19 protein-coding genes are annotated in these 21,639 nt (G+C 64.6%); 11 read left to right on the forward strand and 8 right to left on the reverse strand.

Features of this window, described 5'->3' with window-relative positions:
- The first annotated feature begins 80 nt into the window (after positions 1-80).
- Entirely contained in the window at positions 81-1,262 is a 1,182-nt protein-coding gene (locus ACIBG0_RS08250) for an FAD-dependent oxidoreductase (protein ID WP_397030537.1), read from the forward strand.
- Between the two features lie 102 nt (positions 1,263-1,364).
- Here ACIBG0_RS08250 and ACIBG0_RS08255 read toward each other — a convergent pair whose 3' ends face one another.
- A complete protein-coding gene (locus ACIBG0_RS08255; RefSeq protein WP_397030539.1) occupies positions 1,365-2,147 on the reverse strand; it encodes a crotonase/enoyl-CoA hydratase family protein in 783 nt (260 codons plus the stop codon).
- Positions 2,148-2,252: 105 nt separating this feature from the next.
- Here ACIBG0_RS08255 and ACIBG0_RS08260 point away from each other — a divergent pair, with 105 nt between their 5' ends.
- Entirely contained in the window at positions 2,253-3,902 is a 1,650-nt protein-coding gene (locus ACIBG0_RS08260; RefSeq protein ID WP_397030540.1) for an acyl-CoA synthetase, read from the forward strand.
- A gap of 85 nt (positions 3,903-3,987) precedes the next feature.
- A complete protein-coding gene (locus ACIBG0_RS08265) occupies positions 3,988-4,809 on the forward strand; it encodes a thioesterase family protein (RefSeq protein ID WP_397030542.1) in 822 nt (273 codons plus the stop codon).
- Positions 4,810-4,814: 5 nt separating this feature from the next.
- Here the strand turns inward: ACIBG0_RS08265 and ACIBG0_RS08270 are convergent, their stop codons facing one another.
- Positions 4,815-5,231: a VOC family protein gene (locus ACIBG0_RS08270; RefSeq protein ID WP_397030544.1), complete on the reverse strand. Its 417-nt coding sequence runs from the start codon at positions 5,229-5,231 to the stop codon at positions 4,815-4,817.
- A 241-nt stretch (positions 5,232-5,472) separates the two neighbouring features.
- Between ACIBG0_RS08270 and ACIBG0_RS08275 the strand changes: the two genes are divergently transcribed.
- Entirely contained in the window at positions 5,473-6,465 is a 993-nt protein-coding gene (locus ACIBG0_RS08275; protein WP_397030545.1) for a sigma-70 family RNA polymerase sigma factor, read from the forward strand.
- A 1,783-nt stretch (positions 6,466-8,248) separates the two neighbouring features.
- Here the strand turns inward: ACIBG0_RS08275 and ACIBG0_RS08280 are convergent.
- Both ACIBG0_RS08280 and ACIBG0_RS08285 read right to left on the reverse strand, forming a co-directional pair.
- Positions 8,249-9,793, reverse strand: coding sequence for an acyl-CoA synthetase (locus tag ACIBG0_RS08280; RefSeq protein ID WP_397030546.1), 1,545 nt, complete (start codon positions 9,791-9,793; stop codon positions 8,249-8,251).
- Between the two features lie 64 nt (positions 9,794-9,857).
- The gene (locus tag ACIBG0_RS08285; RefSeq protein WP_397030547.1) at positions 9,858-10,895 is read right to left on the reverse strand and encodes an LLM class F420-dependent oxidoreductase; all 1,038 of its coding nucleotides are present in this window, start codon (positions 10,893-10,895) and stop codon (positions 9,858-9,860) included.
- A gap of 115 nt (positions 10,896-11,010) precedes the next feature.
- On the opposite strand from ACIBG0_RS08285, the gene ACIBG0_RS08290 reads away from it, so the two are divergent.
- From ACIBG0_RS08290 to ACIBG0_RS08310, 5 genes are read left to right on the forward strand one after another with little or no spacing between them, the layout of a single operon-like run.
- On the forward strand, positions 11,011-11,973 hold the full coding sequence (locus ACIBG0_RS08290; RefSeq protein WP_397030548.1) for a Zn-ribbon domain-containing OB-fold protein: 963 nt from the start codon (positions 11,011-11,013) through the stop codon (positions 11,971-11,973).
- Positions 11,974-11,997: 24 nt separating this feature from the next.
- Positions 11,998-13,074 (forward strand): thiolase domain-containing protein, encoded by a 1,077-nt coding sequence (locus ACIBG0_RS08295; protein WP_397031172.1) that lies wholly within the window; start codon positions 11,998-12,000, stop codon positions 13,072-13,074.
- Positions 13,071-14,240, forward strand: coding sequence for a thiolase domain-containing protein (locus tag ACIBG0_RS08300; RefSeq protein ID WP_397030549.1), 1,170 nt, complete (start codon positions 13,071-13,073; stop codon positions 14,238-14,240). The genes ACIBG0_RS08295 and ACIBG0_RS08300 overlap by 4 nt, the downstream gene beginning before the upstream one ends.
- 8 nt (positions 14,241-14,248) lie before the next feature.
- Positions 14,249-15,139, forward strand: a complete 891-nt coding sequence (locus tag ACIBG0_RS08305) for a TIGR03619 family F420-dependent LLM class oxidoreductase (RefSeq protein ID WP_397031174.1) — start codon at positions 14,249-14,251, stop codon at positions 15,137-15,139.
- A complete protein-coding gene (locus ACIBG0_RS08310) occupies positions 15,136-15,552 on the forward strand; it encodes a nuclear transport factor 2 family protein (RefSeq protein ID WP_397030550.1) in 417 nt (138 codons plus the stop codon). Before ACIBG0_RS08305 ends, ACIBG0_RS08310 begins: the two co-directional genes overlap by 4 nt.
- A gap of 134 nt (positions 15,553-15,686) precedes the next feature.
- Here ACIBG0_RS08310 and ACIBG0_RS08315 read toward each other — a convergent pair whose 3' ends face one another.
- A complete protein-coding gene (locus ACIBG0_RS08315; protein ID WP_397030551.1) occupies positions 15,687-16,994 on the reverse strand; it encodes a cytochrome P450 in 1,308 nt (435 codons plus the stop codon).
- A 98-nt stretch (positions 16,995-17,092) separates the two neighbouring features.
- On the opposite strand from ACIBG0_RS08315, the gene ACIBG0_RS08320 reads away from it, so the two are divergent.
- Complete coding sequence (locus ACIBG0_RS08320; protein WP_397030553.1) at positions 17,093-18,256, forward strand: steroid 3-ketoacyl-CoA thiolase; 1,164 nt, start codon at positions 17,093-17,095, stop codon at positions 18,254-18,256.
- 361 nt (positions 18,257-18,617) lie between these two features.
- A complete protein-coding gene (locus tag ACIBG0_RS08325) occupies positions 18,618-19,034 on the forward strand; it encodes a helix-turn-helix domain-containing protein (RefSeq protein ID WP_011207048.1) in 417 nt (138 codons plus the stop codon).
- A gap of 302 nt (positions 19,035-19,336) precedes the next feature.
- On the opposite strand, the gene ACIBG0_RS08330 is transcribed toward ACIBG0_RS08325, so the two are convergent.
- Genes ACIBG0_RS08330 through ACIBG0_RS08340 form a run of 3 tightly spaced genes read right to left on the reverse strand, consistent with a single transcriptional unit; the run spans position 19,337 to position 21,599 of the window.
- Positions 19,337-20,347: a hypothetical protein gene (locus ACIBG0_RS08330; protein WP_397030554.1), complete on the reverse strand. Its 1,011-nt coding sequence runs from the start codon at positions 20,345-20,347 to the stop codon at positions 19,337-19,339.
- Positions 20,344-20,859, reverse strand: a complete 516-nt coding sequence (locus tag ACIBG0_RS08335) for an ImmA/IrrE family metallo-endopeptidase (RefSeq protein ID WP_397030555.1) — start codon at positions 20,857-20,859, stop codon at positions 20,344-20,346. Before ACIBG0_RS08335 ends, ACIBG0_RS08330 begins: the two co-directional genes overlap by 4 nt.
- Before the next feature lie 11 nt (positions 20,860-20,870).
- Positions 20,871-21,599, reverse strand: a complete 729-nt coding sequence (locus ACIBG0_RS08340; RefSeq protein ID WP_397030557.1) for a hypothetical protein — start codon at positions 21,597-21,599, stop codon at positions 20,871-20,873.
- Positions 21,600-21,639: the final 40 nt, after the last annotated feature.

The following is a 21,639-nucleotide window of genomic DNA, read 5'->3' on the forward strand; positions in this document are numbered from 1 at the left end:
AACTGTTGACTTCTGAAAGGGGCGCGCGATACGGTTATGCCAACAAACGTTGGCCTACAGATGTTGACCTAGGAGTCCCGATGAACACCACCCCGCTGCCGGAGACCACGTCCGTCGTCATCGTCGGGGCCGGTCCGGCCGGACTGACCACCGCGATCACCCTGGCCGACGCCGGCATCGACTTCATACTGATGGACCGGCTCGCCGAGGGTGCGAACACCTCGCGCGCCGCGGTCGTCCACGCCAGGACCCTGGAGGTGTTGCGGGAACTCGGCATTGCCGAGGAACTCGTCGATCGCGGCATCGTGGTCCCGACCTTCCGCGTGCTGGACGGCAACCGCACACTGGCCACAGTGCCGTTCGGCGGACTGCCCACCGAGTACCCGTACACGCTGATGGTTCCACAGGACACCACCGAGGCCGTCCTGCTCGCCCGGCTGCGCAAGGCGGGCGGCGATGTGCACCGGCCGTACCGGATCACCAAGGTCATCGATGAAAGTGGCAGCGCCACAGTCGAATACGTCGACGGTGCGGGCGTGACCGGCACGATCCGCGCGGACTATGTAGTCGGCGCGGACGGTATGCACAGCGTCGTCCGGGAACAGGCCGGCATCGGCTTCACCGGCGCCACCTACCCGGAATCCTTCGTACTCGCCGATGTCCGCATGGACTGGCCCATCGCGCGTACGGAAGTGGCACTGCATCTTTCGCCGGAGGGCGTGACGGTGGTCGCGCCGCTGCCGGACGACACCGATCCGAATCGGTACCGGGTCGTGGCGACTGTTGCCGAGGCCCCCGAACACCCGACCGCCGAGGATATTCAGACCATCTTGAACACTCGCGGCCCCGGCGACAGCGTGAAAGTCCGTGAAGTGCTGTGGAGCTCGCGCTTCCGGGTGCACCACCGCGTCGCGGACCACTACCGCGCGGGCCGCCTCCTGCTCGCCGGAGACGCCGCGCACGTGCACAGCCCCGCCGGCGGCCAGGGCATGAATACCGGCATCCAGGACGCCGCCTTCCTCGGCCCCCTGCTGGCCCGAGTGCTGAACGGTGAACCCGACACCGTGCTGGACGCCTACGAAACCACCCGCCGCCCAGTCGCTCTCGGCGTCGTCGCCTTCACCGACCGAATGACCAAAATGGCCACCCTGCGCCCCCGCCCCGCCCGCCTACTCCGCAACACCGTCATGACGGTGGCAACCCGCATCCCAGCAGTCCGCACCAAGCTCGCCTTCCGCCTCGCCGAACTCGCCAACCGCTGACCCCGCCAACGAACTCAGCGCCGCGCACGGATTCGCACGCCACGCACAATTCGCCGAGCCAATCGGTGCGTGTCACGCGAAAAGGTGCGCGGCATTGCGCGATCAGTTGCCGGTGAAGGTGGGTTTGCGCTTTTCGGCGAAGGCTTTGGGGCCCTCTTTGGCGTCGGATGAGCGGAAGACTGCCATGCCGAGTTTTGCTTCGATTTGGAAGGCGTCCTCTTCGGGCATAGCCTCGGTTTCGCGGATCGTGCGCAGAATCGCCTGTACCGCGAGGGGGCCATTGGCGACGATCTGGGCGGCCAGTTCGAGTGCCTTGTCCAGGGCGGTACCGTCGGGCACCACATGGCCGATCAGGCCGATCTCCTTGGCCTCGGCGGCGGTGATGTGCCGACCGGTCAGCAGGATGTCGGCGGCCACGGTGTAGGGGATTTGACGGACCAGTCGTACCGCGGAACCGCCGAGCGGGAACAGACCCCAGCGCGCCTCGGACACACCGAATTTCGCGCCCTCCGCGGCCACCCGGATGTCGGTGCCCTGCAGAATCTCGGTGCCGCCCGCGATGGCAGGGCCTTCGACCGCCGCGATCAGCGGTTTGGTGAGCCTGCGGCCCTTGAGCAGCGCCTCGAGTTTCGTCGGATCGAAGCTGCCCGCGGCAGAGGCATCACCGGGATGCCGGGCGGTCATCGCCTTCAGATCCATACCAGCGCAGAACGCGCCACCGGCACCGGTCAGGATCGCGGCGCGGATATCGGGATCGTCGTCCACCTGATCCCAGGCGTCGCGCATGATCGCCATCATCTCCGCCGAAAGGGCATTGCGGGCCTCGGGCCGATTCATAGTGACGATGAGGACGTGATCGCGCTTCTCGACGAGGCAATCTGGCATTACTGATTCTCCTGACTTTCCAGGGGGATGGCAGGTTGGCGGAGTCGGCCCGGGTGGGCAAATTCGGCCTTGTCAGAAACAGTAACACGTTCTATTTTTAGCTTTGTGAGCTACAACATAGCGGACCTAGTCGAACACGCCATCGATCTGATGCCCGACCGCGTAGCGCTGGCCGACGACGGCCGCGAGGTGACTTACGCGCAGCTGGAGGAGCGTGCCAACAAACTCGCCAACTACCTGCTGCAACAGGGTGTCCAACCGGGGGACAAGGTGGGCATCTATTCACGTAATACGATCGAGGCCGTCGAGGCCATGGTCGCGGTCTTCAAAGCGCGCGCCGTGATGATCAACGTGAATTTCCGCTACGTCGAGAACGAGTTGCAGTACATCTTCGACAATTCGGATATGGTCGCGCTGATCCACGAGCGTCGCTACAGCGACCGGGTGGCCGGGGTTCGACCGAATACGCCCCTGCTGAAGACGGTCATTGTCGTGGACGACGATACGACCGGCACCATCCCGACCGCAGCCGATTCGGTGGAATACGAGACGGTGCTGGCGCAGTCGTCCGGTGAGCGAAACTTCGGTGAGCGCTCGGCCGACGACATCTTCATGCTCTACACCGGCGGCACCACCGGCCTGCCCAAGGGCGTGATGTGGCGGCATGAGGACTGGTGGCGCGTGCTCGGCGGCGGCATCAACTTCCTGACCGGCGAATACGTCGAGGACGAATGGCATCAGGCCAAGACCGGCGCGGGCAATCCACAGATGGTCCGCTTCCCGATTCCGCCGATGATCCACGGTGGCTCACAAACCGCGACCTTCCACAGCCTGTTCGACGGCGGTAAGGCCGTGATGATTCCGGAGTTCACCGGACACGGCGTGTGGCAGCACATCGACCGGCACAAGATCAACCTCATCTTCATCACCGGTGACGCCATGGCCCGCCCGATGATGGACGCGCTCGCCGAGGGCAATCCGGAAACCGGTGAGCCATACGACCTTTCGAGCCTGTACCTGATCGCCAGCAGTGCGGCGCTGTTCTCACCGACGCTCAAAGACCAGTTCCTGGAACGGCTGCCGAACCGGATGATCACCGATTCCATCGGCTCCTCCGAGACCGGCTTCGGTGGTCTCTCCGTTGTCGCCAAGGGCGCCAACCATACCGGCGGCCCGCGGGTGAAGATCGATGCCGCCACCCAAGTGCTCGACGAACAGGGCAATCCGGTGCAACCCGGCTCCGGGCAGGTCGGCTTCCTCGCGCGCAGCGGCCACATTCCGGTCGGCTACTACAAGGACGAGGCCAAGACCAAGGCGACCTTCAAGGAGTTCAACGGAATTCGCTACTCCATCCCAGGCGACTATGCCCGGGTCGAGGAGGATGGCACCGTCACCATGCTCGGCCGCGGTTCGGTGAGCATCAACAGCGGCGGCGAGAAGATCTACCCGGAGGAGGTCGAGGGCGCGCTCAAGATCCACCCCGAGGTCTTCGACGCGCTCGTGGTCGGCGTTCCGGACGAGCGGTGGGGACAGCGCGTGGCGGCGGTCGTGCAGTGTCGTGGCGACAAGCGTCCCACCCTCGATGAACTGCGTCCGGTGCTCACCCAGGAGATCGCGCCCTACAAGCTGCCGCGCAGCGTGTGGTTCGTGGATCAGATCAAGCGCAATCCGGCGGGCAAGCCAGATTACCGTTGGGCCAAGGCGCAAACCGAGGAGCGGCCGGCCGACGAGCATGTCGAGGCGAGCAGCAAGTAGTACCCGGCTGGGCATCGATATCGGCAAGGGCTGTTGCGGCAGCCCTTGCCTTTTACCGTTGGTCCTGCTGCGATAGGAGATCGAATTGACCACGCCCCTTGCGTTTTTCGCGGCAGTCGACGACGCATTCGAGCCTTTGCCATTCGCGTCGAGCGCGTGGTCGCCGAATATGGTCAATGGCCCCGCGGTCTGTGGGCTGCTGGCCAGGGCGCTGGAGACTCAGCATTGCGCGCAAGGATTCTCACCCGCCCGGCTGACCGTCGACCTCTTCCGGCCCACGTTGTACAAACCGGTGACGGTGGTGACCGAACTGGTGCGCGACGGCAATCGAATCCGAGTCGCCGATGCCGCACTGATGCAGGACGGCGAGGATGTGGCACGCGCCAGCGCGGTCTTCCTGAAGCGGTCGGTGCAACCGCCGGGTGAGCGGTGGAGGCGTGCGGAATTCCCAGAGCCACCTCCGGTTCCGGTCGCGAACGGACCGACGGCGCCGATGTGGAGCAGCGGTCTGGACGGCTGGTCGTCCAGGATCGGCGATCATCAGAACAGCGAACGCAAGCGCATGTGGCAGGCCCCGCTCTCGGTGGTCGAGGGTGAGCCGCCCTCGGCATTCGCCGGTGCGGCGATGATCGGCGAGTCGACAAGTCTCATGACCAATTGGGGCACCACCGGAATCGGCTTCATCAATACCGATCTGACACTGGCGCTGGCGCGTCCGCTGATCGGATCGGAGATCGGGGTCGAGGCCGACAGCCATATCAGCGCGGATGGCATCGCCGTCGGTAGTGCGACCCTGTTCGATCGGCACGGGTCCTTCGGCACCTGTGTGGTGACCGCGCTGTCCAATGCCGACCGGCAGATCGACTTCAGCAATGGCGATCCGCGCCGGAGAGTCGGCATGCTGTAAGGCCGTCAGCTGCCCGGATAGTCCATCCAGAACGGCTCCCACTGGTGGCCGTCGGGATCGATGAAGGTGCGGCCGAACATGCCGACCTGGGCCTCCTGTGCCCTGCGGTCCTCGTTGATTTCCTCGGTGGCGCCCGCGGCCAGCGCGGCATTGGTGAGTACATCGACCTCATGGGCGCTGGCCAGGGATAACGCGTAGGCGCCGCCGATGGTCGCGACCGTGTCCGCGATCTGACGCTTGCTGAATGTTGTGAAGAAGTCCCTGGTCAGCAACATGGCGCAGATATTGTCGTCGATGACGATGCAGGCGGCATTGTCATCGGTGAATTCCTGATTCACCTTCCAGCCGATCGCCTCGTAGAAATTCCTGGACCGGCCCAGGTCCGCGACGGGAAGGTTGATGAAGATCATCTTGCTGGGCATGCGGGATCCCTTACGTCGGCTTCGGCGGTCTCTATGTAGAGACGGATCGAGTGCGCGAAACTCATCGGTTCCGGCTGTTGTGTAGCCGGAAATCTAGTGATGATCTTGAAACCGCAGGTCGGCGGCGGTCTCGCCTTCGCTCGCCCAGGCGCACTGAACTATTGACGGACTGCGTCCGGCGCGCTCGATTGTGCCGATTCGGGTCTCGAATGTGTCGGTGGGCTGTGGCAGGGTGACACCCATGAACGACTCCGTCGGCCTCACCCCGGACGTCCTCGAATCTTTCGAAGGACACCGGCGGGAACTGTGCGCCTACGCCTATCGCATGCTCGGCTCCTCCTTCGAAGCGGAGGACGCGGTGCAGGAGACCTTCACCCGCGCGTGGAAGTCCTATGACTCGTTCGAGGGACGCGCCAGCCTACGGTCCTGGCTGTACAAGATCACCACCAATGTCTGCCTCGATATGCTCGACGGGCCACAGCGCCGAGCCCGGCCGATGGATCTGTCCGGTCCGTCGCGACCGGATTCGCCGATGCCCATGCCGCAGCCGGATTATGTCTGGATCGAACCGATCCCGAATGCATTGGCCTTCGGATCCGATCCGGCCGAGCACGCCTCCGCCAAGGACACACTGCGGCTGGCCTTCGTCGCGGCCTGTCAACATCTGCCCGCCACCCAGCGCGCGATTCTGATCATGCGTGAGGTGCTGCGGTTCTCGGCCAGTGAGACCGCCGAGGCGCTCACCATGTCCCCCGCTTCGGTGAACAGCGCACTGCAGCGTGCCAGGGCCACCATGTCGAAAGTGCAGCCCACGGCCACCGACACCTACGACGAAACCGATAGCGGCCAGCGCAAACTCGTCGACGATTTCGTGAAGGCCTTCGAGGCCTACGATTTGGACACTCTGACCTCGCTGCTGAAAACCGATGTGGCGCTGTCCATGCCGCCGATCGAACTGTGGGTCTCGGGCCCGGAGAATGTGGCCGCCTTCATGCTCGGCCACGGCAAGGGCTGCCGCGATTCCCGCATGATCCGCCTGGAAGGCGCCAACGGCCTCCCCGCCTTCGGCCACTACAAGCCGAGTGAAACCGAACCCGGCGTCTGGCTCCCGTGGTCCATCACCGTCCTGGAACTCGACGGCGACGCAATCGCAGGTCTCAACTTCTTCCTCGACACCGAAAAGCTGTTCCCACTCTTCGGTCTGGCACCGGAGCTGCGTGAACCGGTCGCGTGAGGTTGGTGGTCGCGCGGGGTTTCGGAGGGAGGAGCAGGGCAAAGAAAGGCTGCCGGGGGACGAGCAGGGCAAAGAAAGGCTGCCGGGAGGAACGAGCAGGCAAAGAAAGCCAGCCGGCACGAACGAGCAGGCAAAGAAAGCCAGCCGGCACGAACGAGCAGATCGGACCGGCGGACATCAGAACACACCAAGGCGAGCCCGGCCCTCTCGCACACCCTGTGAGCCTCACGGACAGCCAATGACCACCGCGCAGAACATATCCGCACAGCGCGCAAGTCATCGGGTCTGCGACAGCACTCCCCTACACCCGGTGAGTCGGCGAGCAGGCCGGAGAGCGATGGGCGGGCCACTGGACCGGCGAACGCCAGAACACACCAAGACAAGCCCGGCCCTCTCGCACACCCTATGAACGTCACACACAGCCAATGACCACCGCGCAGAACATATCCCCACAGCGCGAAAGCCATTGCCCCTGCGACAGCACTCCCCTACACCCGGTGAGTCGGCGAGCAGACCGGAGAGCGACGGCAGGCACCGGACCATCGCACACCAGAACTCACCAAGACAAGCCCAGCCCTCTCGCCCACCCTCTGAGCCTCACGCACAAGCAGTGACCATCGCGCAGAACATATACCCTCTGTGCGAAAGCCCTTGGCTCTGCGACAGCACCCCAACACCCGGTGAGTCGGCGAGCAGGCCGGAGAGCGACGGCAGACACCGGACCATCGCGCACCAGAACACACCAAGACAAGCCCGGCCCTCTCGCACACCCTATGAGCGTCACGCACAGCCGATGACCACCGCGCAGAACGTATACCTTCTGCGCGACAGTCATTGGCTCTGCGACAGCGCTCTCCTAGACCCGGTGAGTCGGCGAGCAGGCCGGACGAGCAACGCCCAGAGCGCCCAGCAGGCAGGACCAGCAGCCACCCCGGGCCAAGCCAGCGGACACCCAGGCCACACCAGCGGACCCCGCTGATTCGGTATCGCGCGCGCCGCGCGCCGCGCGGCGCGCACCGGTTCACCACACCAGTGAGCGCACGCTGGACCCGCGGACGCCACGGCGCACCAGTAACCCACCTGGCCCTCTCGCACACCCTATGAGCGTCACGCACAAGCAGTGACTACCGCACAGAACATATACCTTCTGCGCGAAAGCCATTGGCTCTGCGACAGCAATCCCCTACACCCGGTGAGTCGGCCAGCAGGCCGGCAGAGGAACGCCCAGAGCGGTCGAGGCGCCCAGCAGGCAGGACCAGCGGGGACAGGCAGACCAGACCAGCAGCCACCCCAGGCCAAGCCAGCGGGCACCCAGACCACACCAGTGAGCGCACTCTGGACAGCGGACACCAGGGCACACCAGGTAACCCACCCGGCCCTCTCGCACACCCTATGAGCCTCATACACAAGCAGTGACCATCGCGCAGATACTCTCTCCGCGAAAGCCATTGACGGGCGGGCCAACGGACCGGCGGACACCGGAACACATCAAGACGAGCCCGGCCGTCACGCACACCTATGAGCATCACGCGCCGCCAATGACTGCCGCGCAGAATATATACCCTCGCGAAAGTCATTGGGTCTGCGGCAGCAATCCCCCACAGCCGGCGAGTCGGCCAGCAGGCCGCAGAGCGCCGGGCGGGCACCGACCATCGCCCACCGGAACACACCAAGACGAGCCCGGCCGTCACGCACACTCTATGAGCGTCACGCACAAGCAGTGACTATCGCGCAGGGCGTATGCCTTCTGCGCGATAGTCACTGGGTCTGCGAGAGTGCTCGCTTATGCCGGGATGTAGCGGTCTCGGAGTTTGCGTTTGTAGAGTTTGCCGTTGGGGTCGCGGGGGAGTTCGTCGAGGTAGTCGATGGAGCGGGGCATTTTGTATTTCGCCAATTGGGTTGCGGCGTAGGCCAATAGTTCGGTGGTGAGTTCGTCGTTGCCCTCGACGCCCGCGACCGGCTGGACGACGGCCTTGACCTCCTGGCCCCAATCCGGATGGGGCAGACCGAAGACCGCGACATCCTCGACCTTCGGGTGGGTGGTCAGCACATTCTCGATCTCGGCCGGGTAGATGTTCACCCCACCGGAAAGGATCAGATCGGAGCGGCGGTCGTGCAGGTAGAGGTAGCCGTCCTCGTCGAGATGGCCGATATCGCCGACCGTGAAAAGGTCACCGACCCTCGACTCTTCGGTTTTCTCCTTGGCGTGGTGGTATTCGAAGCTGGACGCGCCCATGCGCATGTAGACCAGACCGGGTTCGCCAGTGGGAACTTCGGAGCCGTCTTCCTCGCTCAGTACCTTGATCACCGACCAGGGCCAGGCCTTGCCGACCGATCCGGGCTTCTTCAGCCAATCGGTCCCATTGATCACCGTGCCGCCGCCTTCTGTGGCCGCGTAGTACTCGGTGACGGTCGGACCCCACCACTCCAGCATCTGCCGCTTGGTCTCGGCCGGGCACGGCGCCGCACCGTGCACCATGCTGCGCAGCGACGAGACATCGTATTTGGCCCGCACATCCGCGGGCAGTGCGAGCAGGCGGTGGAATTGGGTCGGCACCATATGGCTGTGGGTGACCCGGTGCTTGTCGATGAGCCGCAGCATTTCCTCGGCGTCCCAGCGATCCATCAGAACTACCTTGTGCCCCAATTGGATCGAGATCGTCGCGAAGTTCAGCACGGCTGTGTGATAGAGCGGCGAACCGCAGATGTGCACGTGATCGTCGTAGGGCTTCAGCCCGAACAGGCCGAAGAAGGCGGGCGACTGCGCCGGTACGACATCGGGGTCGGTGCCGGTGAGCGGGCGCCGAACGCCCTTGGGCCGTCCCGTGGTTCCCGAGGTGTAGAGCATCGGCGCGCCGGTGGTCCGGTTGTCGGGGCGACCCGTGTCGGCCGCACCCAGCCACGACACGGACTTGAAGCCCTCGATCTCGCCGACCGCGAAGCGCGCGGTGGCGGGCAGTCCGGCCTCATCAGCGGCGGCGATCGCGGCGGCGGCGAACCGGTCACTGGCAATGAAGGCCTTGGCCTCACTGTCGGCGAGGATGTAGGCGACCTCCGGTCCGGTCAGATGCCAGTTCACCGCGACGATGTACAGCCCGGCCTGATAGGCCGCGAAGTAGGCAGCGACCGCCTCGACGCAGTTGTGCACCATGCTGACCAGCACGTCGCCGGGCTGCAGGCCGAGCGCCCGCAGGCCGGTGCCGTAACGGTTTGCGAGCGTGGCCAATTCGCGATAGCTCACCTCGCGGCCGGATGGATCCACCAGAGCGATCCGATCGGGTTGCGCGTTCGCGATGTTCCAGAGACCGAGAATTTCTGCTGACTCCATCGGGGGATGGTGCGGAGCCGACGGGGTGGGTGAATCAGTCACCCCTACGAATCTAGAACGTGTTCTACATCTGTACAAGGGGTGCGAGCCGATGCAATTGTTCGATATCTGGAACCGACACCAGCATTTCGGTGACACCCGCGGCTTCCCAGACCCCGAGTTGCTTACGCACATGCTCCTCGTCGCCGATGATCGCCGTATCCAAAATCAGCTCATCCGGCACGATCGCGGCGGCCTCGGCCTTCTTCCCGGATTGGAAGAGCCTGCCGATCTCGTCGACCTCGCGCTCATAGCCCATGCGTCGGTAGACCTGGGCGTGGAAATTCAGTTCCGGTGCGCCCATACCGCCGATGTAGAGCGCCATGATCCAGCGCATCCGTTCCAGCTCGCTCTTGGGATCGTCGGTGATCACCACCTGACAGCTCGCCGCGATTTCGAAATCGTCTCGCGAACGCCGCGCCCCGGCCCTGGCGAAGCCCTCGTCGAGCCAGTCGTTGTACATCCCGGCCAGCCGTGGCGCATAGTAGATCGCCAGCCAGCCATCGGCGATCTCGGCCGTCAGCGCCACATTCTTCGGCCCCTCGGCACCCAGCCAGATCGGCAAATCCGCTCGTAGCGGATGCACGATCGGCTTGAGCGGCTTACCGAGTCCGGTGGCGCCCGGCCCGGTGTAGGGCAGGGGGTACTGCGGCCCCTCGTTGGTGACCGGCGCCTGTCGCTCCAGGATGCGGCGAATGATGCCGACATACTCCCTGGTGCGTTGCAATGGCTTGGCGAACGGTTGGCCGTACCACCCCTCGACCACCTGGGGCCCGGAGACGCCGAGCCCGAGGATGGCCCGGCCGCCGCTGAGATGATCCAGTGTCAGCGCGTGCATGGCCGTCGCGGCTGGCGTGCGGGCCGACATCTGCACTACCGAGGTGCCGAGGCGCACCCGATTCGTCGACGAGCCCCACCACATCAGCGGCCCGAACGCATCCGACCCCCAGGATTCGGCCGCGAAGACCGCATCGAACCCGGCCGCCTCGGCGGCGACAACGATCTCACCGGCATTCGGTGGCGGCTGCGCCATCCAGTACCCGAGTTGCAATCCGAACTTCATGGCCGACCTCTTTCCACGCAACTTCTTGCCACCAGAATAAGAACCTGTTCTACTCGATATCGTGACTCAGGGGAATACCGCATCCGGCACTGTTACGGATGAGAGAGGGTCGGATTTGAACACCGGACCTGATGTACTCAGCGCACCCCTGCGGGTGCAATTCGACTACACGCGATCGGTCGGACCGACCATCGGCACCTTCCTGGCCGCGTTGCGCGCCCGCCGGATCGTCGGTGTGCGCGGCTCGGACGGGCGGGTACTGGTGCCGCCGCCCGAATACGATCCGGTCACCTCCGCGCCGCTGACCGAATTCGTCGATGTGGCCGATACCGGCACCGTCCAGTCGTGGACCTTTGTGCGCGATCCGCTGCCCGGTCAGCCGTTCGACCGCCCGTTCGCCTGGGCACTGATCAAGCTCGACGGCGCGGACACCACGCTGCTGCACGCCGTCGATGTTTCCACACCCGAGGACATCCATACCGGACTGCGCGTGGTCGCGCGCTGGGCCGACGAAACGATCGGCAGCGTCAAGGACATCGCCTGCTTCGAACCGGGCGAAACTTCCAACGCACCGGCACAATCCAGCGCGGACGGCGAGCCGATCGAAGTGCTCATCACCCCTGTCGACCTGCACTACATGCATAGCGCGTCGCCGCAGGAGACCATCTACCTGCGCGGTCTGGCCGAGGGCAAGCTGCTCGGCGGACGCACGGACGCCGCGGGCAAGGTGTACTTCCCGCCGCGCGGCGCCAATCCGACCGACGGCCGCCCAACCGACGAAGTCGTCGAACTGCCCGACCGCGGCATCGTGACCACCTTCTGCATCGTGAATGTGCCGTTCATGGGCCAGCGGATCAAGCCACCGTACGTGGCGGCATATGTGCTGCTCGACGGGGCCGATATCCCAGTGCTGCACCTGGTGCTCGGCTGTGACGCGAGCGAGGTGCGGATGGGCATGCGGGTGGAGGCGGTGTGGAAACCGCGCGAGGAGTGGGGTTTCGGGCTCAGCAATGTGGACCACTTCCGACCCACCGGCGAGCCGGATGCCGACTACGAGACCTACAAGCACCACCTCTGAGAGGCCACGTTGACGAACAACGCTCTGCCTACCGACCCCGCCGTCTCCGCACGCTCCGACGGCTACCGTCCCCCTAACGATATCGCGGTTGTGGGCTTCGCCCACGCACCGCATGTGCCGGAGACCTTCGGCACCACCAATGGCGTCGAGATGCTGGTGCCCTGTTTCCAGCAGCTCTACGCCCGACTCGGCATTACCAAGTCCGATATCGACTTCTGGTGCTCCGGTTCTTCGGATTACCTGGCGGGCCGGGCCTTCTCGTTCATTTCGGCGGTCGATGCCATCGGCGCGGTGCCGCCGATCAACGAATCGCATGTGGAAATGGACGCCGCGTGGGCGCTCTATGAGGCCTTCGTGAAACTCCGCTCCGGCCAGGCGCAGACGGCGCTGGTGTACGGCTTCGGCAAGTCGTCGGCGGGTACGCTGCGCCAGGTTCTCACCATGCAACTCGATCCGTATCTTGTCACTCCACTGTGGCCCGATGCATGGTCCATCGCGGGTCTGCAGGCGCAGGCCGGACTGGATGCGGGACGCTGGACCGAGCGCGATATGGCGGCGGTGGCGGCCGGTGATTCCGGTGATATCGAAAGTCTGCTCGCCGCACCGTATGTCGCCGATCCATTGCGCGCGCACGATGTCGCACCGGTCACCGACGGCGCGGCCGCCATTGTGCTCGCGGTCGGCGACCGGGCACGCGAACTGTGCGAGCGCCCCGCCTGGATCACCGGCATGGCGCATCGGGTGGACACCCCCAACCTCGGAGCTCGCGATCTGACCGTATCCCCGTCGACTTCCGCTGCGGCACAGTCGGTTACCGGTGGCGATACCAGTGGATTGGATATCGCTGAACTGCACGCGCAGTTCAGCCATCAGCAGCTGATCCTCGCCGAGGCCATCGGGCTGCGACCCGAGACCAAAGTGAATCCCTCGGGCGGCGCACTGGCAGGCAATCCGATGTTCGCGGCGGGTCTGGAGCGCATCGGCTTCGCGGCCGAAGCGATTATCGCGGGTACCGCGAATCGCGCGTTGGCCCATGCCAGCAGTGGTCCCGCCCTGCAACAGAACTTGGTAGCCGTTTTGGATTCGGAGGCGAGCCGATGAGTTTCCCCGCTGCGGTGCTCGGCACCGGACAAACCCATCACGTGACGAAACGAACCGATGTGTCCATGGCGGGCATGTGCCGCGAGGCAATCGATCGTGCACTCGTCGATGCCGGGCTCACCATCGCCGATATCGATGCGGTGGTGGTCGGTAAGGCGCCGGACTTCTTCGAGGGCGTCATGATGCCCGAGTTGTATCTGGCGGATGCGTTGGGCGCCACCGGAAAACCGCTGCTTCGCGTGCACACCGCCGGATCCGTCGGCGGCTCCACCGGTATCGTCGCCGCCAATCTGGTGCAGGCGGGGGTGCACAAGCGCGTACTGGCCATTGCCTGGGAGAAGCAGTCGGAATCGAATGCCATGTGGGCGCTGTCGGTTCCGGTGCCCTTCACCATGCCCGTCGGTGCGGGTGCGGGCGGCTATTTCGCCCCGCACGTGCGTTCCTACATCCGTCGATCGAATGCGCCGAGCCATATCGGCGCGATGGTGGCGGTGAAGGATCGCCGCAACGGCGCGAAGAATCCGCTGGCGCATCTGCACCAGCCCGATATCACGCTGGAGAAGGTGCTTTCCTCTCAAATGCTGTGGGATCCCATCCGATTCGACGAGACATGCCCGTCCTCGGACGGTGCGTGCGCCCTGGTGATCGGTGACGAGGATGCCGCGAAGGCCGTCGAGGCCACCGGTAAGAAGGTCGCATGGGTGCACGGCACCGCCATGCGCACCGAGCCGACCACCTTCGCCGGACGCGATCAGGTCAATCCACAGGCCGGACAGGACGCAGCGACCGCACTGTGGCAGTCCGCCGGAATTACCGACCCGCTCAACGAAATCGACGTCGCCGAGATCTACGTGCCGTTCTCCTGGTTCGAGCCGATGTGGTTGGAGAACCTGGGCTTCGTCCCGCAGGGCGACGGTTGGAAGCTCACCGACAAGGGTGAGACCGAGATCGGCGGCACCCTGCCGGTCAATCCGTCCGGCGGGGTGCTCTCCTCGAATCCGATCGGCGCCTCCGGGCTCATCCGATTCGCCGAGGCCGCCAAGCAGGTCATGGGCCGGGCCGGGGACTACCAGGTCGCGAATGCCAAGAAGGCGCTCGGACACGCGTATGGCGGTGGGTCGCAGTACTTCTCGATGTGGGTGGTCGGCTCGGAGCAGCCCAGCTGATGAACCGGTTGAAGTTCACCGTCGGCATTGCGCTGAGTCCGCTGGAGCAGCTACCGGAATTGGCGAAAACCGCTGAGGAGTGCGGCTTTTCGTCGATCGCCCTCCCGGATTCGCTGTTCTATATGCAGTCGACCTCGGCGAAGTATCCCTACACCGCCGACGGCAGCCGCTTCTGGGGCCCAGAGACGCCATGGGTCGACCCGCTCATCGGTGCGACCGCCATGGCCGCGGTGACCAGCCGCATTCGCTTCTACACAAATGTGCTCAAGCTCGGTTCGCGCAATCCACTGCTGCTCGCCCGCCAGGTGGGCTCGGTCGCCAACCTCTCCGGTAACCGGTTCGGGTTTGGCGTCGGAATTGGTTGGGCGCCCGAGGAATTCGAATGGTGCGGCGTGCCCTACGTCGCTCGCGGGGCAAGGGTCGACGAGATGATCGAGGTCATCAAGCTGGTACTCGGCGGCGGCATGGTCGAGTACCACGGGAAGTTCTTCGATTTCGAGCCGCTGCAGATGAGCCCTGCGCCGAGCGAGCCGGTGCCGTTCTACATCGGCGGCCACACCGCGCCCGCACTACGCCGGGCGGCCAAGGTCGGTGACGGCTGGACCTCGGCGATGATGACCTACGAAGAATTGTGCGCCACCATCGACAAGCTCGATACTCTGCGTGCCGAATTCGGGCGGGAGAGTGAACCTTTCGAGATTCAGGCGGTGTGCATCGACAAGTTCGGGCGCTCCGGATATCAGGATCTGGCCGATGCCGGAGTGACCGATGCGATCGTGGTCCCGTGGCTGGCCGACGGCATCGGCTTCGACGGTGAGCTGGCGGCCAAACAGGAGTCACTGCGCCGCTTCGCCGCGAAGAATATCGAGGAACCCATCGTCGCGAAGGCACGCGTATGAGTAATTCCGAACATCCAGCACGAGCCGCCGGACTCGCCTCGCAGGCGGCGGTGCGCACCAGGGACAAGCAGGCCTGGGTCGATCTGTTCGCAACCGACGGCATCGTCGAAGATCCCATCGGCCCTTCGGGTTTCGATCCGGAGGGCAAGGGCCACCGCGGTAAGGAGGCCATCGCGGCCTTCTGGGATATGGCCATCGCGAAGACCGACTCGATCGAGTTCCTGTTCGAGGACTCCTTCGCCTGCGGTAACGAAATCGCCTTCACCGGCCTGATCCGCACCAAGATGGGCGGACACCAGATCGACGCCGAGGGCGTATTCACCTACAAGGTCGACGAATCGGGCAAAATCGCCGCGCTGCGGGCCTTCTGGGAGGTCGACCGGGCCATGGCGACCGCCAAACCGATTACCTGAGCGCGCTGCCTCTCCCCTCGGGGCAGCACAACAATGGCCCCCGCACCGGCATTGGGCAAACCGGTGCGGGGGCCGTTGTCTGTCACCGAAGCCGGGGATCCAGGCGGCCGACACAAGCCTGGATCCCCGGCGATTCAGTGCGCGACCGGGCAGCCCGAGGCCTTGTAGTCGACCTGGAATTCCTTGACGCCGTTGAGCCAGCCGGAGCGCAGCCGCTTGGGGTCACCGAGCTTGGTGATATCGGGCATGGCATCGGCAATGGCGTTGAAGATCAGATCGACCTCCATGCGCGCCAGATTCGCGCCGATGCAGAAGTGCGCGCCGGTACCACCGAAGGACAAGTGCTGGTTGTCCTTTCGCATGATGTCGAACTTCTCCGGGTTCTCGAAGACATCCTCGTCGAAGTTGGCCGAGCGGTAGAGCATCACCACCCGCTGCCCCTTCTTGATCTGCACGCCGCCGAGTTCGGTGTCCTCCAGCGCGGTGCGCTGGAACGAGGTGACCGGGGTGGCCCAGCGAATGATCTCGTCGGCGGCAGTGGCGGGACGCTCCGTCTTGAACAGCTCCCACTGGTCCGGATGCTCCAGGAAGGCCACCATACCGTGGGTGATCGCATTGCGGGTCGTCTCATTGCCCGCGACGGCCAGCATGATCACGAAGAAGCCGAACTCCTCGGGAGTCAGCTCATCGCCGTCGACATCCGCCTCGATCAGCTTCGTCACGATATCGTCGGCCGGACATTCCTTACGCGCCGCGGCCATCTGGTAGGCGTAGCCGAGCACCTCGGCGGAGGCGGCGACCGGATCGGCCGTGCTCTCCGGATCGTCGTAGCCGGTCATATCGTTGGACCAGGTGAAGACCTTCCTGCGGTCCTCCTGCGGGATGCCGATCAGCTCGGCGATCGCCTGCAGCGGCAGCTCGGAGGCGACCTGGGTGACGAAATCGCCGGTGCCGTTGTCCACCGCTTCCTTCACGATGGCCTCGGCCCTGGTCTTGAGTTCGGCCTTCAGGCCGTTGATTACGCGCGGGGTGAAACCGCGCGAGATGATCTTGCGCAGTTTGGTGTGCTGGGGCGCGTCCATGTTCAACAGGACGAAGCGCTGCAGTTCGATCTGCTCGCGGGTGATGTCGTCGTTGAAGCGCGGGATCGCGGTGTTCTCGAAGGTGGAGAACACATCACTGCGGCGCGAGACCTCCTTGACGTCGGCATGCTTACTCACCACCCAGAAGCCCTCATCGTGGAAGCCGCCGATTTCCGGTGGCTGCGGATTCCACCAAATCGGCGCGGTTCGGCGCAGTTCGGCGTACTCCTCGACCGGAACACGCTCGGCATAAATGTCCGGGTCCGTGACATCGAACCCATCCGGCAGGTTCGGCCGGGCATTGCGCTGGTCTACCACCAGATGTCTCCTTCGACAAACTGAAACACGTTCTACAATCATTGAAGCATAGGCGGCATAATGAGGGAAGAACAGGACAGACTCCGCCGTATCGCACGTAAACACACGTTTCAGTTTCTGTCCCAAAAGAAAGGTTGGACATGGGCACACCCGTCATCGTCGAGGCCGCTCGCACCCCCATCGGCAAGCGCGGCGGCTGGCTCGCCGGTCTGCACGCCGCCGAACTGCTCGGCCTCGCTCAGCGCGGACTGCTCGAGAAGGCGCACCTGGACCCCGCATCGGTCGAGCAGGTGATCGGCGGCTGCGTCACCCAGGCCGGTGAACAGTCCAATAACGTCACCCGCGTCGCCTGGCTGCATGCCGGACTGCCGTGGCAGGTCGGCGCCACCACCATCGACGCCCAGTGCGGATCGGCACAGCAGGCCAACCATCTGATCGCCGGACTGATCGCGACCGGTGCCATCGATATCGGCATGGCCTGCGGCGTGGAGGCCATGAGCCGAGTTCCGTTGGGCGCCAACGTCGGCGAGAACGCGGGCCCGCGCCGCCCGGCCACCTGGAATATCGATCTGCCGAATCAATTCGAGGCGGCCGAGCGTATTGCCAAGCGGCGCGGCTTTACTCGTGACGATCTTGATGAACTCGGCGTCCGCTCGCAGCGACTGGCCGCACAGGCCTGGGCCGAGGGGCGCTTCGACCGCGAGGTGCTCACCGTCACCGCACCCGCCGTCGACAAGGAAGGCAAGCTCACCGGCGAAAAGCTGGACGTGACAAGGGATCAGGGCCTGCGCGATACCTCGCGCGAAGGTCTGGCCAAGCTGAAGCCGGTATTGGAGGGTGGAGTCCACACGGCGGGCACCTCCTCGCAGATCTCCGATGGCGCGGCCGCCGTACTGCTGATGGACGAAAAGGCCGCGCAGCGAGCGGGTTTGCGCCCGCGCGCCCGGATCCTCACCCAGGTGCTCGTCGGCGCGGAACCGGAATTCCATCTGGACGGTCCGGTGCAGGCGTGCACTCGACTGCTCGAACGCTCCGGAATGAATATTGGCGACATCGACCTTTTCGAGATCAATGAAGCCTTTGCGGCAGTTGCCCTTTCATGGGCTTCTGTACACAAACCAGACATGGACCGGGTAAATGTAAACGGCGGCGCCATTGCACTCGGACATCCGGTCGGTTCAACCGGATCTCGGCTCATCACAACGGCTTTGCACGAACTCGAGCGCTCCGGCGGCAGCACCGCGATGGTGCTCATGTGCGCGGGTGGCGCATTGGCGACCGGCACCATCATCGAGCGGTTGTAGCGGATTCAACCAATTGTGCTCCAAAGTTGAACGTTCATCTCAATGAGGCCAAAACGTGTCGTACGCCACACAAAGGCCAGCCCAGCCGCCTAGATGACTCATCAGCTATCTTTTCGCTATCATAGACCTGTCGGGGAAGACCGCTGCGACGGGCCAGAACCGGTTCACACCACGTGTTCTCAAGAGCCGTTGGCGTGACCCGCAAACGCAACGGTCGCAGTCACTTCGCCGGAGCGGTACCTAGAAGCTTCAAGGAAATCCTGAATCAGGCGTAGGTTTTCAGTTACTGAGCCGCTAATATCAATGATACGTATCCGAGATAACGACTGTTAGTACAGCGAAGGGAATTGGGCGGCTCACAATGGCTGATTTCGCGGCGCGGCTGAACAAGCTGTTCGAAACCGTGCATCCCCCGGGGCGCAAGCCGCACACCAACGCGGAGGTTGCGGCTGCGCTGACGGCCTCCGGGCATCCGATCTCGAAACCGTACCTCTCGCAGTTGAGGTCGGGACAGCGGACCAACCCGTCGGACGAAACGGTGGCTGCACTGGCCAAGTTCTTCAAGGTCAAACCGGACTACTTCTTCAACGACATCTATGCCGCCAAGATCGATCACGATCTGGAGTTGCTGTCCCAGCTGCAGGGCTACGGGCTGCGACGGTTGTCGAGTAGGGCGTTCGATCTGTCCGAAGAATCGCAGAACCTTCTCACGTCCATGGCGGAGAAATTGCGGGCAAGTGAAGGTCTGCCCGAAATTCCTCCGGACGGTACCGAATAGGTTCTCCCGCAGTGCAGTACGGTGCGGCCCGCAGGGTCGCACCGTACTTCGTCATGGGGTATTGCCGCTTCTCGACTTGCACCACCCATGAATTGTGGGCTTGGCAACGAGCGCGGGATGCGATAAAAGTGCGCCCGAAGTGACCGGTATGCAACGAAATCAGTTGTGCGGATACGTCGGTAGACACATGGAATCCGGCATGGCCATCAGCCCACCCGGATTCCTTGCTATGTCAACCATATTGAATACCAGGACCGAGTCCTTCAGAATGCTTCGGACTGATCGGTTTTGATTGCACACGATCAATTTCGGGCAGCGGCACCGACGCCCGCTTCGTAGGCACGCGCGATTGCCTGAACCCACCCTCGGGGGCTAATCCCCTCGGGTGGAGCAATCCATCGCGCGTCTACTACGACATCGCCCAAAGGGTTTCGCGCCCATTGCGCAACGCGGTCCGCACGCGCCGATACCAGTGGCGGTGGCGGACCCGCTGCGACCAATTCGACGCCGCCGCCGGATTGCAGATACAGCGCGTCCATGATCTGCGCGACCTGGTCGGATGCCTTGAGCTGCGTCGAGGTGCCCGTCTGTTCGTGAGCGCCCACCTCCGGAAACCGGCCGACCATGATGTGGTGCAGTTTCTTGATCTGCCGCAACAGGATTCGCGCGCGCACCCACAACTCCACCACGATCCAGACCGCGCCGAAGGCGATGAGCAGTGCGGCCGCCTCCCAGATCGGCCAACCCCAGTCCGGCTCACCGGCCTTCGCGGGCGACGCATCGATGCAGGCCCGGCGGACCTGCAGCACGGCCAGCACCGCGATAACCGCGGTGCCCGCGGTGTAGATGGCGATACCGCGACCGAGGATGGTCCAGTCCAGATTGCGCACACCGGTGATGACGACGAACACACAGCCGAGCGCGACGATTATCCAACCGAAGGTGGTGGACCAGAACAGATTCACCGCCATGGCGAGCACACCGAGGCCATAAATGATGAAGGCGATCTGGCGCAGGTTGGTACGCGAGACCACCGGCCATGCCGCCGAGGCGACCACCGAAGTCGCGGTCGAAAAGAGAATCCAGGCCGAGGTGACCACGCCGTCGGAAAGCATGCCCGAATGCAGGCCGCGCGGTAGCAGGTTGTCCAGCGCCAGTGCGACTTCGGGCACCGCGATGGTGGCCGCGACCGCGACCGCCGCGACCGCGACGACGATGGCGACCCGGGCGGTCGTCGCTGGCTTCACCAGCACGCGCCCCACACGAGCACCGGAGGCAACCCAGACCAGCATGGCGGTCAACCAGAGGGTCATCCCAGCGCCTCATCGAATCGAAGGACCGAGACGCCTGCGCCTCGGCTGTTGAATACCCGCAGTCGCGTCATCAACATGGCGGCGAAGGTTTCGGCCTCCCATTCGGCGAGTTCGTCGGCGCCGTCGTCGACGATCTGCTGATGCGCGCGCTGACTGAGCATGTAGGCGATGAGATCGTCACTGGCTTCCAGCGTCACCTCCGGCGCGGGCGCACCCTCGTGATCGAAAATAATATGGCCCAATTCGTGTGCGAGCGTGTGGTCGCGGCTCGGCAGTGCGGCAGCGAGCACGATGACATCGCGATCCGGATAGAAACGGCGCTGACCGCAGACACCGGGAGCCAGTTCGGCACTGGCGATTTCGATCTCGCGGCGCCGCTCGCTGGCAATGGAGGCAACGACCTCCTCCAGGGTGGTCGCATCGAAATCCGCGGCGACGGCGCATACCGCGTCGACCGCCGCCGCGACCCGCCGATAGGCCCGGAGTCCGCTTTGCGTCCTGCTCTCACTCATCGAAGACCCCCTTACGACCGCGGTCCGAAGAATTCGGCACGAGCGGCATCGATGCGGGCCTGCGCGGCCGACGCGCTCTGGAAACTCACTGCGCCGGAACCGGTTCCGGCAAGCGCGAGTGCGATCAGGCCGCCGACGACGCCCAGTACGTTGGGCTTCGGCAGACCGTCGTCGGAGCTGGTCGGCCGGACGTCCGGATTCGGCTTGGCCGACACCGCAGTCGGCGCCGGGGGCGGCGGTGCCTGCTCGAGACCCGGGGCGAGTGGCGCGGCCACCGGGACCGGCGCGAGCTGTGGTGCGACGAGCGCGGGCGGAACGATGATCGGTGCGGGCGGCACCGCGGGCGGCAGCGGCAGCGGGATCAAGAGCAGCAGCAATGGCGAGGCGGAACCGACTGCCCCGGAACCGACACCGGCCGAACCCACCGCAGCGGAACCGACTGCGGCCGAACCGACTCCCGCGGAACCGACACCGGCAGAACCGACTGCCGCAGAACCCGTACCCGCCAGTGCGGAGCCTGTACCGATACCGGCAGAACCCACTGCGGCGGAACCAGTTCCGAGTACCGCAGAGCCCGCGCCGAGGGCGGCCGAACCAGTACCCGCCAATGCCGAACCCGCACCGACACCGGCAGAACCCACTGCAGCAGAACCAGTTCCGAGCACCGCAAAACCCGTACCGAGCGCGGCCGAACCAGTACCCGCCAATGCCGAACCCGCACCGACACCGGCAGAACCCACTGCAGCAGAACCAGTTCCAAGTACCGCAAAACCCGTACCG

Source organism: Nocardia sp. NPDC050630 (genome assembly GCF_044457245.1).
Classification (GTDB): Bacteria; Actinomycetota; Actinomycetes; order Mycobacteriales; family Mycobacteriaceae; genus Nocardia.

Bases quoted from the DNA above. Each gene is read 5' to 3' on its own strand.
- ACIBG0_RS08320 (WP_397030553.1), top strand. From the start codon at position 17,093: ATGGGCACACCCGTCATCGTCGAGGCCGCTCGCACCCCCATCGGCAAG.
- ACIBG0_RS08275 (WP_397030545.1), top strand. From the start codon at position 5,473: ATGAACGACTCCGTCGGCCTCACCCCGGACGTCCTCGAATCTTTCGAA.
- ACIBG0_RS08315 (WP_397030551.1), bottom strand. From the start codon at position 16,994: ATGATTGTAGAACGTGTTTCAGTTTGTCGAAGGAGACATCTGGTGGTA.
- ACIBG0_RS08285 (WP_397030547.1), bottom strand. From the start codon at position 10,895: ATGAAGTTCGGATTGCAACTCGGGTACTGGATGGCGCAGCCGCCACCG.
- ACIBG0_RS08310 (WP_397030550.1), top strand. From the start codon at position 15,136: ATGAGTAATTCCGAACATCCAGCACGAGCCGCCGGACTCGCCTCGCAG.
- ACIBG0_RS08280 (WP_397030546.1), bottom strand. From the start codon at position 9,793: ATGGAGTCAGCAGAAATTCTCGGTCTCTGGAACATCGCGAACGCGCAA.
- ACIBG0_RS08250 (WP_397030537.1), top strand. From the start codon at position 81: ATGAACACCACCCCGCTGCCGGAGACCACGTCCGTCGTCATCGTCGGG.
- ACIBG0_RS08270 (WP_397030544.1), bottom strand. From the start codon at position 5,231: ATGCCCAGCAAGATGATCTTCATCAACCTTCCCGTCGCGGACCTGGGC.
- ACIBG0_RS08300 (WP_397030549.1), top strand. From the start codon at position 13,071: ATGAGTTTCCCCGCTGCGGTGCTCGGCACCGGACAAACCCATCACGTG.
- ACIBG0_RS08255 (WP_397030539.1), bottom strand. From the start codon at position 2,147: ATGCCAGATTGCCTCGTCGAGAAGCGCGATCACGTCCTCATCGTCACT.
- ACIBG0_RS08325 (WP_011207048.1), top strand. From the start codon at position 18,618: ATGGCTGATTTCGCGGCGCGGCTGAACAAGCTGTTCGAAACCGTGCAT.
- ACIBG0_RS08335 (WP_397030555.1), bottom strand. From the start codon at position 20,859: ATGAGTGAGAGCAGGACGCAAAGCGGACTCCGGGCCTATCGGCGGGTC.
- ACIBG0_RS08330 (WP_397030554.1), bottom strand. From the start codon at position 20,347: ATGACCCTCTGGTTGACCGCCATGCTGGTCTGGGTTGCCTCCGGTGCT.